Genomic DNA, 13,944 nt, shown 5'->3' with positions numbered 1-13,944 from the left:
GCTCACATCTTGCGCATAGGCCTCGTGGTCGATCACCCCAAGCGTGACCTGCCTGGGGCAGTCATGCTCGCTTATCAACTCGCGCGGCGCGGCGTCTCCGTCATGCTGGTGCCGATGTACGAGCAGGCCGTCGACGTGCCGCGGCTCGGGCTGGACGCACTGGTCGTCAACTACGCACGTGCCGTCAATCTCGACCTGATGCGCAGCTTCGCCAAGGCGGGCCTCGCGCTTTACGTGCTCGATACCGAGGGCGGCGTGCTCGCCGAGAAAGGCGGCAATTCGCCACCGGCGATGGCGGCCCACATCAAGGGCAGCGGCTACGCGGACATCCTGACGGGCTATTTCTTCTGGGGCAGCCGGCTGCACGACGCCTTTCTCGCCGCCGAAACGATGAAGCCGGAGCAGCTTCACCTTACCGGATGCCCGCGCTTCGACTTTGCAGCCCCACGCTGGCGCACGCTGCTCGACGGCGAGCCGCGCGGCTATCTGCTCGTCAACGCCAACTTTCCACTGGTCAATTCACGCTTCACCGGCAAGCCGGGCGGCGAGCGCGAAGCGATGGTGCGGGCCGGCTGGGACGGCACCTATGTCGATCGCTTCATCGCGGACCTGAAGCAGGTCTTCGCGAGCTATCTCGCCGAGATCGACCGGCTTGCCGCAGCGCGCCCCGACCGCAACATTCTCGTGCGACCGCACCCCTTCGAGAGTGAAGACGTCTACCGCAGCGCGCTCTCGCGCCACGCCAACGTCCTGATCGACGGCACCGGCAGCGTGCTCGACCGCATCCGCAATGCGGCCGCCGTCATTCATCTCAATTGCGGAACGGCCGTCGAATCGGTCCTGCTCGGCAAGCTCCCGCTCCAGCTCGAATACCTGAACACGCCGACGACCGCCGGCCATGCCGCGCTGCCCGCACGCGTGAGCCGGCCGGTCGCCTCGTTCGACGAGCTGCTCAGCGCCATCGACCATATCGAGCGCGAGACCGAGGCCTTCGATTTCGCCCGCGTTCACGCTGCCGATATCGAGGCCTTCTTTCACCTGAACGACGGGCAAGCCGCCGAACGCGTCGCCGACGTCCTGACGCGCGCGACGAACGCGCGCCGGCCCTACGTATCGCTGCTTGCCACCATGAAGGGCACGCGCGACAAGCCGAGCATCGGCCAGATCATCAAGGGCGCCGCCAGCGCGGCGCTCGGCTCGGCCGTCACCGAGCGGCTGCGCAGCCAGTTCAATCCCGCCCGTCGCGACAAGCGGATCGCACCGTCCCTCGTCCAGCCCCTGCTTCAGCGCATCGCCGCGCACGATCAGGCGAGCCCGTCGCAATATACGGCAAGGCGCGCACATTGCGCGATGACGGGCTTGCCGCTCGCGAGCATTGCGATCGAACACGCCCACTAGAGCCATGACAGCATCCGCAACGACCATTCTCATCACCACGCTTGCCGAATATCAGACGCGGTTCTGGATTCCGGTAGCGCAACGCTTGCGCGCGGCAGGCCATGACGTGGAGCTGCTTGCCTTCGACGATCGCAGCGCCGAGATGTCGGCGGCCGGGGGCGTGCCGGTCACGAACATGTATCGCGAAGGCCTCAAGGCCGCCCCCTCGCCCGACGATCGCGGCGCGTTCGATACGCGCGTCGCCGCCTACGGCCTCGACGGAACCAATTTCCTGTTCAGCCATGAACGCTTCACCTTCGGTATCCGCGATAGCGCCGCCTTGCGCCGCCGCTTCATGATCTACGCCAACGCGATGGAGACACTGCTCGACCGGCTGGAGCGGCAAGGCAAGCGCGCCGAGCTGGTGCAGGAGCTCGGCGGCTTTCTTTCGGTGATCGCGAGCTTCTACGCCGCAAGGCGCCGCAACATCCGCAACTGGTTCATCGAGCCGTCGTTCTTTCGCGGCCGCATGTACTTCACGCCCGACACGCTCGGCGCGCCCGACGTGATGCCGACGCCGGCGGACACGGTGTCGTCCGAGGTCCGCGCCTATCTCGACGACACGCTGACGCAGCGCGCGATCGTCATTCCCAAGAAGGACCAGCATCATTATTCGGCGGCCTTCAAGAAGGTCGTCAATTTGCGCAACGCCAATCGTCTCGTCGAAAAGCTCTGGGACCAGTTCGCGCTCGGCAAGCACCAGGAATTCGGGCACAATCTGCGTCACGCTCAGGTGCATGCCGCCATGGCGCTCAACGCGACGCGGCTGCGCAAGCTCTACCAGCCGCTTCCCCAAACGCCCTTCGTCTACTATCCGTTCCACGTTCCCGCCGACATGGCGCTGACGCTTCGCTCGCCGGACTATCTCGACCAGGTCGCGACCGTCGACTTCCTGCTGCGCACGATCCCGGATTCGCATGTGCTGGTAGTGAAGGAGCATCCTGCCCAGATCGGGGCAATCTCGGCCGCCCGCCTGTTCGAGCTCGCGCGCCGGTTCGACAATTTCGTGCTGTTGCCGCCGCAGACCAACAATTACACCGTGCTCGATCGCGCCGCTGCCGTCGTCTCCGTCAACAGCAAGTCGGGCGCCGAAGCGCTGCTGCTCGGCAAGCCGGTGGTGGTGATGGGCGACGCATTCTACCGCTCCTGTCCGCTGGTCTATGCGGTCGATCGTCTGGCCGACGTACCCGCACGGTTGCGCGAGGCGCTCGCCGCCGGGCCGTTCGATCCCGCCAAGGGCGCGCCCTATTTCGAGTCGGCCTGGCGACGGTCTTATCCGGGCGAGCTCTATGTCAGCGACACCAAGCTGCTCGACACCTTTGCGGCCTCCTTGCGTGCCGCAATCGCCGCGCCTGACCGCGCGAACTGAACGGACCCGTCATGCCGCTCGTTTCGATCATCACTCCATCCTGGAACGTCGAAGGCCTGATCGAGGAGACGATCCGCTCGGTGCAGAGCCAGACGTTCACAGATTGGGAGCTCTTGATCGCCGACGACTGCTCGACGGACAAGACCCCGCAGATCATCGCCGACATCGGCGAGCGCGATCCGCGCGTCAAGCTGATCCGGCAGGCGAAGAACGGCGGGCCGGCGTTGGCGCGTCAGGCCGCGATCGACGCCGCGCAGGGCCGCTATCTCGCCTTCCTCGACAGCGACGATCTGTGGCTGCCCGAGAAGCTCGAGCGGCAGCTCGCCTTCGCAAAGGCAAAGCAGGCCGCGCTCAGCTACACCGCCTTTCGCCGCATCAACGACACCAACACGGTGACTGGCCGGCTGATCGAGGTGCCGGCCTCGCTCACCTATGGGCAGCTCCTGAAGAACACTGCGATCGCGACGCTGACCGCGATGGTCGACCGCGAGATCGCAGGTCCCGTCGCGATGAAGAACGAAGGCTACGACGATTTCTGCCTGTGGCTCTCGATCCTCAAGCGCGGCCATACCGCATACGGCCTCAACGAGGATCTGGCCCGCTACCGGGTCAGAGGATCCTCAATCTCCAGTCGCCCGCTGCGCTCGGCCAAATGGGTCTGGCAGATCTATCGCAATGTCGAGCAGCTCTCCTTGCCCCGGTCGGCCTGGTGCTTTGCCCATTGGGGGGCGCGGGCCTGGCTGAAGCGGCGGGAGTTCTAGACGTGTGGCGGCATCCGAGTGAAAAAGGTGCCAAAACAACCCCATGCACAGTAGGGGTACTTTAACACCTCCATCCAAACCCATTTGGCTGTTGGCGAGTCCGGCCGTTGCCGATACCACTCAGCCTGCTCCCCCCGTGGACAATCTGGAACCGATCATGCCGTTTGAAAACTACAGGAACAGCCGCATCCTCGTGACCGGGGGCGCCGGGTTCATCGGTTCGCACCTCTGCGAGCGGCTGCTGGATGCCGGCGCCGAGGTGGTGTCCGCGGACAATTATTTCACCGGCAGCCGACGCAACATCGCCCATCTGATCGCAAATCCGCTGTTCGAGGCGGTGCGGCACGACGTCACCTTCCCGCTCTATATCGAGGTTGACGCCATCTTCAACCTGGCCTGTCCGGCCTCACCGATCCACTACCAGCGCGATCCCGTGCAGACCACCAAGACCTCGGTGCACGGCGCCATCAATATGCTGGGGCTCGCCAAGCGGCTCAAGGCGCGCATCTTCCAAGCTTCGACCAGCGAGGTCTATGGCGATCCGCTGATCCACCCGCAGACCGAGGATTATTGGGGCAACGTCAACCCGATCGGCATCCGTTCCTGCTACGACGAGGGCAAGCGCTGCGCCGAAACGCTGTTCTTCGACTACTGGCGCCAGCACAGCCTGCCGATCAAGGTCGCGCGCATCTTCAACACCTACGGCCCGCGCATGCAGCCCAATGACGGTCGTGTGGTCTCGTCCTTCATCGTCCAGGCGCTGAAGGGCGAGCCGATCAGCGTGTTCGGCGACGGCGGCCAGACCCGCTCGTTCTGCTATGTCGATGATCTCGTCGAGGCCATCATGCGGTTGATGGTGACTGGGGAAGACGTCACCGGCCCGATCAATCTCGGCAACAATTCCGAGTTCACGATTCGCGAGCTCGCCGAAAAGGTCATCGAGCTCACCGGCTCGCGCTCCAAGCTCGAGTTCAAGCCGCTGCCGCAGGACGACCCGCGTCAGCGCCAGCCCGACCTCGCCAAGGCGAAGGCCGTGCTGAACTGGGAGCCGAAGGTTGCGCTCGAAGACGGGCTGAAGGAGACGATCGCTTACTTCAAGCACTCGCTCGAAATCGCCTGATCCCGCTCGCGGGCCATTCCCGTCACTGCGGATAGCTGCAATTTAGTCGCCAGGATGGGACATCGGCGAACCAAGACAGAGATGTTTGCCGGAGAAGCCTCGCGGAAACGACATCGCCTTCAGGTCAGCTGGAAATCGAAATCGTGACGGGCCTGGAGAAAGTCGGCCAGAATGTCGATTGCAGCCGTGCCGTGACTGTCCGCCGGTGGAGTCCACTGATCCGACGCGGTCCACGGATCGGCTGGTGCCGGGATAAAGTCCGGCGGCTCGGATGGAGCAGTCAGCGAGGCCCCGCTTTGGGTGAAATCGAACGCGAAACCATCGCCGGATGTCGGCGCAGCGCCCACCGTGCCGTCGCCGTTGAGATCCTGCTGGAACGTCGGCTCCAGCGCTTTCAGAGACGGATCGGACCCGAGCACTTCCGGAGCCGCGGCAAGGGTGGTCAGGAAGTTGCCGTTCGCGTCCGTGCTCCAGACGGAATAATGGGCGTTCGCCGAGTTCTTCCAGACCACGTCGTACCCACCGCCCGACACCTTCTCGGCGCCGATCACCGACCAGGTGCCCCAGTTCGCTGTGATCACCGCAGAGCCTGCATACTTCAAGGTCGGCCCGGTACCCGTCGCGATGCTCTCGAGATGGTAGTTGCCGCCGGATGAAACAACGCGCGTCGATCCAAACGCCTCGATCGTGGTGCTGACGGCAGCAGCGACGCCGATCGTCCCGTCACCGTTCAGATCTTGCTGCAGCGTCGGCTCCAGCGTCATCAGCGATGGATCGGTTCCCAGCATTTGAGGAGCCGAACCCAGCGTGGTCAGGAAGTTGCCGTTGCTGTCCGTGCTCCAGACTGAGTATTGCCCGCCTGCCGAATCCTTCCAGACCACGTCATAGCTGCCGCCCGACACCTGCTCGGCGCCGATCACCGACCAGGTACCCCAGTTCGCTGCGATCACCGCAGAGCCGGCATATTTCAAGGTCGGCCCGGTACCCGTGGCGATGCTCTCGAGATGGTAGTTGCCGCCGGATGAAACCAGACGCGTCGACCCTAGCGCCTCGATCGTGGCGGTGACGGCAGCAGGGACGCCGATCAGACCGTCACCGTTCAGATCTTGCTGCAGCGTCGGCTCGAGTGTCTTCAGGGACGGATCGGTTCCCGACATTTGGGGGGCCGAACCCAGCGTGGTCAGGAAGTTGCCGTTGCTGTCCGTGCTCCACACGGAATATTGCCCGCTCGCTGAATCCTTCCAGACCACGTCATAGCCGCCGCCCGACACCTGCTCGGCGCCGATCACCGACCAGGTGCCCCAGTTCGCTGCGATCACCGCAGCGCCCGCATATTTCAAGGTCGGCCCCGTACCCGTCGCGATGCTCTCGAGATGGTAGTTGCCGCCGGATGAAACGAGGCGCGTCGATCCAAGCGCCTCGATCGTGACGGCAACAGGGAAGCCGATCAGACCGTCACCGTTCAGATCTTGCTGCAGCGTCGGCTCGAGCGCCTTCAGGGATGGATCGGTTCCCAGCATTTGAGAGGCCGAACCCAGCGTGGTCACGAAGTTGCCGTTGCTATCCGTGCTCCACACGGAGTATTGCCCGGTGGCCCCTTCCTTCCAGACCACGTCATAGCCGCCGCCTGACACCTTCTCGGCGCCGATCACGGACCAGGTACCCCAATTCGCTGCGATCACCGCAGAGCCCGCATATTTCAAGGTCGGTCCGGTACCCGTCGCGATGCTCTCGAGATGATAGTTGCCGCCGGAGAGAACGAGACGCGTCGATCCAAGCGCCTCGATCGTGGTTGTCACCAAGCCGGAGCTTGCGAAGGTACCATCGGTGAATTGGAAGTACTCCACACCCACGGCAGTGTCGGTGCCGTCGGGCGAGCCGGAACGTTGATCGACGATCGTGAATATCTGCGTCGCCACGTCGTACGAAATCAGGTAGTTGGCCCGGCTGCCCGAATACACTGCGGTGTCCGTGCCTGAGCCGCCGTTGATGGTGTCGCTGCCCGCACCGCCGGTGATCGTGTCGTTGCCGCCGGCGCCGTTCAGCATGTTGGCGATGGCGTTGCCGATGATCGTGTCGTTGCCGGACCCGCCGGTGGCGTTGTCGATGTAGGAGCGCGCGTCGCCGTTGTAGAGATAGGCGTTGTAGACGTTGCCCGATGCATAGTGGCCGTTGCCGAGATAGGCCAACTGCACGGAGGAGAACACCGACGAGGCACCGGGATTGAGGTTGATGCTCAGGTTCGTCGTGTAGTTCGAGAGGTCGTAGGTATCGGTGCCGCCGCCGTCCCAGACGGTCTCGTAGATGCGGTTGGCCGAGCCGCCGACGCCTCCGCCCGGTGCGAGCTGGCCGACGCCATTGATGAACTGCTGCCCCGTGGTCGGATTCCAAGTGTAGACGGTGCTGCCGCTCTGCGTCGTGTAGTCCGCGCCGTACATCGTCTGGAGCGCGAGGATATCGTTGGCCATGTAGGTCTGCGAATATCCGTAGGCTTCGTTGGTGTAGCCGCCCGTGGTCGAAGCGCCGACATAGCTGCGATAGCTCATGACGGTGTATTCGCTGCTGTCATGCGCGCTCGGCACCGCAACGTTGCCGGGGCCGCCGGCCTCCTGGCTGTGCTTGAGGCCGATCGCGTGTCCGAGCTCGTGCAGCGCAGTGGTGAAGTAGTAATTGCCGAGCTTGGCCAGCGAGAAATTGTATTGAGTCCCGAACCAGATGTCGCCGCCGGGTGCATAATTGCCGGGATAGTAGGCGTAGGCGGTCGGATTGGCGGCCGACGACTGCGCGATCATGAGGTCGGCGCCGTTGGTGCCCGCATATTGGATGTTGGCGTTGGTGTAGCTCAGGATCAATCCGACGGCGTAGTTGATCGCCGCCTGGATCTGCGTGGGCACCGAGGCAAAGCCCGAGGTGGTTGGCTCGCCGCTGCCGCCGGAATAAGGATTCGAATAGTCGCTCGGCGCGTCAGGAAAGCTGTAGGTGATCGTGCCCGACCATTTGACGCCGGACAGCAGGCCGTCAATCTCGGCGTTGTTGGTGGCACTGACATAAACGGCGGTGGCCAATGGACTCTCCAAGCAACGCGTCGTGTGATTCGCCGCGGGGGCACATGATTCTAGCTAGAGAGTTAAACGTTTGGTTTAAATGGGGCAGCGGCGTTTGCGCTGCTCCCATAAGGCCGTGTTAGCCATTAAATCCCGTAGTCATACGGAACGGCAGCATAGAGTTTCGTTCCCGGAACTCCCGTGATTTGCAGGGTTTCATGAAACGACGCACACTCCCGGCCGGCCTGTTTGGCGCCTTGATTGCGCTTGCTGGACTGTCCCATCAACCTCTCGGAGGACTGCCCGTGATGGTGGAGAAGGCCAAGGCAGACGACAGCAGCAAGGCAGGGCGCGCGCCCTCCATGCCGATGGCGCGAGATCCTGCCGCTGCGGTGGCAGAGGAATATGAAGCTGCCCGCCGGAAGGGAACGCGGGAGGCCCTTGAACTCTTCATTGCGCGCCATGGCGATGATCCCCTTGCCGCGCAGGCGCGGGCCGAATTGAAGCGCCTGTCGCGCTGATTCCTCAGGCAAGGCATTTCAGCAGGCGGCATCGGCGCCGGCCCGGCTTGTCGCGTGATCTCTGGGCACTATGGTAGGCGCCCAATCTGTCCCGGAGCCTTTCACGATGCCCTTCCCGCATGCCTCGGAAGCCCTGTCGCGCTTCACCGTGCTCGATCTGACCCGTGTCCGCTCCGGGCCGACCTGCGTGCGCCAGCTCGCCGACTGGGGCGCCAACGTCGTCAAGATCGACGCGCTGACCGAGGATGCCGGCGGCGAGCAGCCGGGCGGGCCGCGGCGCGGTTCCGACTTTCAGAATTTGCACCGCAACAAGCGGGCAATGACGCTGAACCTGAAGGACGAGCGCGGGCTCGCGGTGTTCAAGCGCCTCGCCGTCAAGGCCGACGTCGTGGTCGAGAATTTCCGGCCCGACGTGAAGAAGAAGCTCGGCATCGACTACGACAGCCTCGCCGCGATCAACCCGCGCATCGTCTATGGCAGCATCTCCGGCTTCGGCCAGGACGGCCCCTACCACAAGCGGCCGGGCTTCGATCAGATCGCGCAAGGCATGGGCGGGCTGATGTCGATCACCGGCGCACCGGGCGAAGGCCCGATGCGGGTCGGCATCCCCGTCGCCGATCTCAGTGCCGGTCTGTTTTGCGCGATGGGCATCCTCACCGCCCTGCTCGAGCGCGAGGTCTCGGGCAAGGGCCAGTGGGTGCAGACCTCGCTGCTGCAGGCCCAGATCTTCATGCTCGACTTCCAGGCCGCGCGCTGGCTGATGGAGAAGGAGGTCGCCAAACAGGCCGGCAACAACCATCCGACCAGCATTCCGACCGGCGTGTTCAAGACCTCGGACGGCTACATCAACATTGCCACCACGGGCGGGCGGATCTGGGAGCGCTGTGCGCAGGCGATCGGCGCGCCGGAGCTCTACACTCATCCCGACTATGCGACGGCTCCCGCCCGCTCGAAGAATCGCGATGCGCTCAACGCCGAGATCGAGAAGCGCACCGTGACGAAGTCGACCGAGACCTGGGTCCGCGAGCTCAACGAGGCCGGCGTGCCCTGCGGGCCGATCTACGCCATCGACCAGATGTTCGAGGACGCGCAGGTCAAGCATCTCGACATTGCGCAGGACGTGCCGAACGATGAAGGCCGGCATATCCGCCTGGTCGGCCAGCCCGTGACGCTGTCGCGCACGCCGAGCAGGATGGTGGCGCGGCCGCCGGAATTCGGCGAGCAGACCGACGAAGTGCTGAAGGAGTTCGGCTTCGAGACCGACGAGATCGGAAGGCTCAAAGACGCGAAGGTGGTGTGAATCTCAAGGCCCCACTGCAACGACAAAGCCCGGCGCGAGCCGGGCTTTGCTTGTTGTTGGACGCCTTGTTGATCTCAGTACTTCGTCGCTCAGTACTTGGCGACCACCGGGCCACCGAACTGATAGTTGATGCCGGCGCGCAGGATGTGGTCTGTGAAGCGAGAGGAAGCACTGGCCGCAATCGTGGGCAACGGCGCGAGCGAGAACGGACCTGACGAGAACCGGCCGAGATCCACATAGAGATATTCGAGCTTGGCGCTCCAGTTCTGAGTGATCTTGCCTTCCACACCGGCACCCAAGGTCCAGCCGACGCGCGTGTCCGATGAAGAGCTGGTCGAGGCGACCGCGACACCAGCCGGCGTGAAACCGGCGATAGTGCCCGTGGTCTTGATCTCGCCGAAGGCCACACCGCCGGTGCCATAGAACAGCACTTTCGGCGTCGCCAGAATGCCGACGCGGCCGCGGACCGTGCCGAACCATTGCAGATCCTGGTCGAGCGTCAGAGTGGTGCCGGCAGCAGCGCCGGGGGGCAGAAAGGTCAGGCCCGGAAGACAGGCGCCGCCTGCAAGGCTGGTGGGGGCGCAGTTGAAGCCGGCGCGCCCCCTCTCGTCCGACCAATTCAGGTCGCCCTCGATGCCGAACACCCAATTCGCGCTCTGCCAGTTGTAGCCGGCCTGGCCACCGGCGACGGCACCGTTCATGTCGAACGAGGCGTTGGTGACGGATCCGGCCGGCGGCACGATCACCGCACCGGTCGCCGTGTTGGTGTAGGTGACGTCAGTGCGCGAACGGCCCCAGCTGTAGCCGCCGTTGGCGCCGACATAGAAGCCCGTCCAGCTCCAGACCGGATCGACCATAGGCGCCTTGACGTACGGCTTTGCCGCGAGATCGGCGGCCAGCGCGCCCGTGGCAAACAGCGACATCGCAGCCGCCATTCCAATCACTATCCGCTTCATGGAGAATTCCCCCTTGCACGATCTTGTGATCGAAATATACGCGCATCCTCACCCAAGGGCTGTGCCGCCGCGGCAACATTCGGAAACAATCGCAGATCGCGGTGGCATCCGGATCAAAGAGCTAACCTTGACATAAGCCATTGATTTAAAAAATATTTCTCTACCACCCTAGGGCGATGTCGCCTTGGTCCCATGCGTCAACCCGACACGGCCGAGCAGGCCGTCGATCACCGGCCAGAACAGCAGCACAATCGCCAGGGTCGTGATCGAGCCGACTAGGCCGTTCGACCAGAACACCTTCAAGGTGCCGCCGGAGCCGATCATCGACAGGCGGAAGGCATCCTCGGCACGGTTGCCGAGCACGAGCGCCAGGGTGAACGGGGCCAGCGGAATGCCGATCTTCTTGAAGACGTAGCCGACCACGCCGAAGCCCAGCATCAGCCAGATGTCGAACATCGCGTTCTGGATGGCATAGGCGCCGATCGCGCAGGACACCACGATCATCGGCGCCACCGCCGCGAACGGCACGCGCAGGATCGAGGCGAAGATCGGCACCGTCGTCAGCACCAGCACGAGGCCGACGACGTTGCCGAGATACATCGAGGCGATCAGGCCCCAGACGAAATCCTTGTGCTCGACGAACAGCAGCGGCCCCGGATTGAGGCCCCACACCATCAGCCCGCCGAGCAGGATCGCGGCCGTGCCCGAGCCGGGAATGCCGAGCGCCAGCATCGGCAGCAGCGCCGAGGTGCCGGAGGCATGCGCCGCCGTCTCCGGCGCGAACACGCCCTCGATGCGGCCCTTGCCGAAGCTCGCGGGCTCCTTGGCGAAGCGTTTTGCCAGATTGTAGCCCATGAAGGAGGCCGCGATCGCACCGCCCGGGGTGATGCCGAGCCAGCAACCGATGAAGGAGGAGCGTAGCAGCGTCACCCAGTATTTCGGCAGATCCTTCCAGACGCCGAGCACGACGCGCAGCGAGATGCTGGCCGCATGCCCGCGCAGCGCAAGGCGCTCCTCCATCGTCAGCAGGATCTCGCTGATGCCGAACAGGCCGATGACGGCGACCAGGAAGTTGATGCCGCGCAGGAGCTCCGGCGAGCCGAAGGTCATGCGCAGACTGCCGGACACCGTATCCATGCCGATGCCGGCGAGCAAAAGGCCCAGCGACATCGAGATGACGGTCTTGTGCTTGGCTTCGCGCCCGAGGCCGACGAAGGAGCAGAAGGTGAGGAGATACACCGCGAAGAACTCGGGCGGGCCGAATTTCAGCGCAAAGGACGAGATCATCGGCGCGAGGAAGGTGATCAGGAGCACCGCGACCAGCGAGCCGACGAAGGAAGAGGTGAACGCCGCAGTCAGCGCCTCCGCCGCCCTGCCCTGCTGCGCCATCGGATAGCCGTCGAAAGTGGTCGCGACCGACCAGGCTTCGCCCGGGATGTTGAACAGGATCGAGGTGATGGCACCGCCGAACAAGGCGCCCCAATAGATGCAGGACAGCATCACGATGGCCGAGGTCGGGTCCATCGTGAAGGTCAGCGGCAACAGGATCGCGACGCCGTTGGGGCCGCCGAGCCCGGGCAGCACGCCGACGAAGATGCCGAGCACCAGCCCGACCATCATGAGCACGAGCGTCTTCCACGTCAGCAGGACGGCAAAGCCGTGGAGCAGGAGACCGAGAGCTTCCATCGCGCGGGGGCTCCGCCTAGCGCCCGAGGGCCGCTTCGAGCGGCCCCTTCGGCATGATGACGTCGAAGGCGACGTCGAAGGTAACGAACATGATGGCCGTGAACGCGAACGCGGTGAGCAGCGACTTCCACAACGCGATCCGGCCGACGAGGCGCATGAAGCCCGCGATCAGGAGAAAGCTCGCGACATAGAGGCCGAGGAACTGCGTCGCCAGGCAGAACAGCGACGTCGGCACGAACACCGCCAGCACGCGGCGGCCTTGCGCGCGCGTGACGAAGGTTCCGGACGAGGCGCGCCGCGCAAGCAGCGCGGCGATCAGACCGTAGAGGCTGCCGCCGGCGAGAATGACGGAGAGATAGAACGGGAAATAGCCGGGCTCCGGCCCGGTCGCGTCCCAGGACGCGCCGGTGCGCCAATTGTCGTAGCCGAGCGTGACCGCGAGCGCGAGCAGCAGCAGGCAGACGACGATTTCGATCGTGCCGGAAGAGACGACGGAAGGGGAATCGTCTTCGGGCGCGGTGGGATCCTCGACGACGATTTCGATATCGGTTTGGGACATGGACTGTTAGGGACGGAGTGCGTTCAATTCTCCCTCTCCCCGTAAGAACGGGGAGAGGGAGAAAAAAGGGACAGCTACTTCGCAACGAAGCCGGCTTCCGTCATCAGCGACTTGTTCAGCGCATCGTCCTCCTCGAGGAACTGCACCATGTCCTTGCCGGTGAGGAAGATCGGCTTCAAGGCCTGCTTCTCCATGTAGTCCTTGTATTCCGCGGTCTGCGTCACCTTGTGGAACAGATCGACGTAGAACGCCTGCTGCTCCGGCGTGACCTTGCCGGGCAGGAACATCGCGCGCAGCATCAGATATTGCACGTCGACGCCCTCCTCCTTGCAGGTCGGGATGTCGGCCCAGGACTGGGTGTCGGTCACCTTGGTCCTATAGGCAATGCGCTCCCTGTCGAACACGCAGAGCGGACGCACCTGGCCGGCGCGCCAGACCTCGAGATTTTCGGATGGGTTGTTGACGTTGGCTTCGGTGTGGTTGCCGACCAGCTGGGTCGCGGCCTCGCCGCCCGACTTGTAGGGCAGATAGGAGAATTTCGCGCCGGTCTTCTGCTCCAGGAACACGGTGAGCACGTGGTCCTCGCGCTTGGAGCCGGTGCCGCCCATCTTGAACGGCGCGCTCGCAGCCTTGGCGGCCGCGACGAATTCCTTCAGCGTCTTGGGGCCCGCGCTGTTGTCCCACAGCACGAACTGGTCGAGCGCGACCACCGCGACCGGCGTCAGCTCGCGCCAGTTGAACGGGATCTTCGCCGACAGCGGCAGCATGTAGATCAGCGAATAGGCGATCAGCACCTTGTTGGGATCGCCCTCGCTGGACTTCATGTACATCAGCGCTTCCGCGCCCGAGGCACCGCCCTTGAGCGAGACCACCACCGGCTGCTTCATCAGATTGTTCTTCTGGATCGCGGCCTGCATCATCCGGGCCATCTGGTCGGAGGCGCCGCCCGCGCCCGCCGCCACCACGATCTCCACCGGTTTCGTCGGCTCCCAGGCCGCAACGGCCGGCGTACTCAACAACAGCGCCGTCGCAGCGCCGAGGGCTTTCACTGGAATTCGCACGAGTTTCGTCCCCTGATGTTTTTTGAGTTGTAGGTGCGGAAAATTCTATCGCTGCATAGTGCGGATTAATCCTGTAGAGTTCAAGCAGACGGGCAATTGCGCGCATATGACTTTCGACTGACGGAGCCGA

The 13,944-nt window shown here is 64.1% G+C and carries 11 protein-coding genes; 6 read left to right on the top strand and 5 right to left on the bottom strand.

Annotated features, from left to right (window positions below; genetic code table 11):
- The first annotated feature begins 9 nt into the window (after nucleotides 1-9).
- The 4 genes from ABIA45_RS02230 to ABIA45_RS02215 all read left to right on the top strand — a co-directional run bounded on the left by ABIA45_RS02230 (nucleotide 10) and on the right by ABIA45_RS02215 (nucleotide 4,687).
- Complete coding sequence (locus ABIA45_RS02230; RefSeq protein ID WP_271537294.1) at nucleotides 10-1,398, top strand: surface carbohydrate biosynthesis protein; 1,389 nt, start codon at nucleotides 10-12, stop codon at nucleotides 1,396-1,398.
- A 4-nt stretch (nucleotides 1,399-1,402) separates the two neighbouring features.
- Nucleotides 1,403-2,806 carry a capsule biosynthesis protein gene (locus ABIA45_RS02225; protein ID WP_271537292.1) on the top strand — a complete coding sequence of 468 codons (1,404 nt, stop codon included), beginning with the start codon at nucleotides 1,403-1,405 and terminating at the stop codon, nucleotides 2,804-2,806.
- 11 nt (nucleotides 2,807-2,817) lie between these two features.
- Nucleotides 2,818-3,567, top strand: a complete 750-nt coding sequence (locus ABIA45_RS02220) for a glycosyltransferase family 2 protein (protein WP_404650985.1) — start codon at nucleotides 2,818-2,820, stop codon at nucleotides 3,565-3,567.
- Between the two features lie 157 nt (nucleotides 3,568-3,724).
- Nucleotides 3,725-4,687, top strand: coding sequence for a UDP-glucuronic acid decarboxylase family protein (locus ABIA45_RS02215; protein WP_036007439.1), 963 nt, complete (start codon nucleotides 3,725-3,727; stop codon nucleotides 4,685-4,687).
- 119 nt (nucleotides 4,688-4,806) lie between these two features.
- Here ABIA45_RS02215 and ABIA45_RS02210 read toward each other — a convergent pair whose 3' ends face one another.
- Nucleotides 4,807-7,752, bottom strand: a complete 2,946-nt coding sequence (locus ABIA45_RS02210) for a M10 family metallopeptidase C-terminal domain-containing protein (RefSeq protein WP_404650984.1) — start codon at nucleotides 7,750-7,752, stop codon at nucleotides 4,807-4,809.
- A gap of 197 nt (nucleotides 7,753-7,949) precedes the next feature.
- Here ABIA45_RS02210 and ABIA45_RS02205 point away from each other — a divergent pair, with 197 nt between their 5' ends.
- Together ABIA45_RS02205 and ABIA45_RS02200 are read left to right on the top strand one after the other, a co-directional pair.
- Nucleotides 7,950-8,252 (top strand): hypothetical protein, encoded by a 303-nt coding sequence (locus ABIA45_RS02205; protein WP_057028692.1) that lies wholly within the window; start codon nucleotides 7,950-7,952, stop codon nucleotides 8,250-8,252.
- Between the two features lie 106 nt (nucleotides 8,253-8,358).
- Nucleotides 8,359-9,552, top strand: a complete 1,194-nt coding sequence (locus ABIA45_RS02200) for a CaiB/BaiF CoA-transferase family protein (RefSeq protein WP_271537282.1) — start codon at nucleotides 8,359-8,361, stop codon at nucleotides 9,550-9,552.
- Nucleotides 9,553-9,641: 89 nt separating this feature from the next.
- Here the strand turns inward: ABIA45_RS02200 and ABIA45_RS02195 are convergent, their stop codons facing one another.
- The 4 genes from ABIA45_RS02195 to ABIA45_RS02180 form a co-directional block, all read right to left on the bottom strand.
- A complete protein-coding gene (locus ABIA45_RS02195) occupies nucleotides 9,642-10,508 on the bottom strand; it encodes an outer membrane protein (RefSeq protein WP_271537280.1) in 867 nt (288 codons plus the stop codon).
- A 168-nt stretch (nucleotides 10,509-10,676) separates the two neighbouring features.
- Complete coding sequence (locus ABIA45_RS02190) at nucleotides 10,677-12,194, bottom strand: tripartite tricarboxylate transporter permease (RefSeq protein WP_271537278.1); 1,518 nt, start codon at nucleotides 12,192-12,194, stop codon at nucleotides 10,677-10,679.
- 16 nt (nucleotides 12,195-12,210) lie between these two features.
- Nucleotides 12,211-12,753 (bottom strand): tripartite tricarboxylate transporter TctB family protein, encoded by a 543-nt coding sequence (locus ABIA45_RS02185; RefSeq protein ID WP_036007459.1) that lies wholly within the window; start codon nucleotides 12,751-12,753, stop codon nucleotides 12,211-12,213.
- Nucleotides 12,754-12,827: 74 nt separating this feature from the next.
- A complete protein-coding gene (locus tag ABIA45_RS02180; protein WP_271537272.1) occupies nucleotides 12,828-13,802 on the bottom strand; it encodes a tripartite tricarboxylate transporter substrate binding protein in 975 nt (324 codons plus the stop codon).
- Nucleotides 13,803-13,944 lie beyond the last annotated feature (142 nt).

This window comes from Bradyrhizobium sp. USDA 336 (genome assembly GCF_044908355.1).
GTDB lineage: Bacteria > Pseudomonadota > Alphaproteobacteria > Rhizobiales > Xanthobacteraceae > Bradyrhizobium > Bradyrhizobium yuanmingense.
This window is presented reverse-complemented; position numbering and strand designations above follow the sequence as displayed.

Bases quoted from the DNA above. Each gene is read 5' to 3' on its own strand.
- ABIA45_RS02190 (WP_271537278.1), bottom strand. From the start codon at position 12,194: ATGGAAGCTCTCGGTCTCCTGCTCCACGGCTTTGCCGTCCTGCTGACG.
- ABIA45_RS02205 (WP_057028692.1), top strand. From the start codon at position 7,950: ATGAAACGACGCACACTCCCGGCCGGCCTGTTTGGCGCCTTGATTGCG.
- ABIA45_RS02185 (WP_036007459.1), bottom strand. From the start codon at position 12,753: ATGTCCCAAACCGATATCGAAATCGTCGTCGAGGATCCCACCGCGCCC.
- ABIA45_RS02200 (WP_271537282.1), top strand. From the start codon at position 8,359: ATGCCCTTCCCGCATGCCTCGGAAGCCCTGTCGCGCTTCACCGTGCTC.
- ABIA45_RS02215 (WP_036007439.1), top strand. From the start codon at position 3,725: ATGCCGTTTGAAAACTACAGGAACAGCCGCATCCTCGTGACCGGGGGC.
- ABIA45_RS02195 (WP_271537280.1), bottom strand. From the start codon at position 10,508: ATGAAGCGGATAGTGATTGGAATGGCGGCTGCGATGTCGCTGTTTGCC.
- ABIA45_RS02220 (WP_404650985.1), top strand. From the start codon at position 2,818: ATGCCGCTCGTTTCGATCATCACTCCATCCTGGAACGTCGAAGGCCTG.
- ABIA45_RS02225 (WP_271537292.1), top strand. From the start codon at position 1,403: ATGACAGCATCCGCAACGACCATTCTCATCACCACGCTTGCCGAATAT.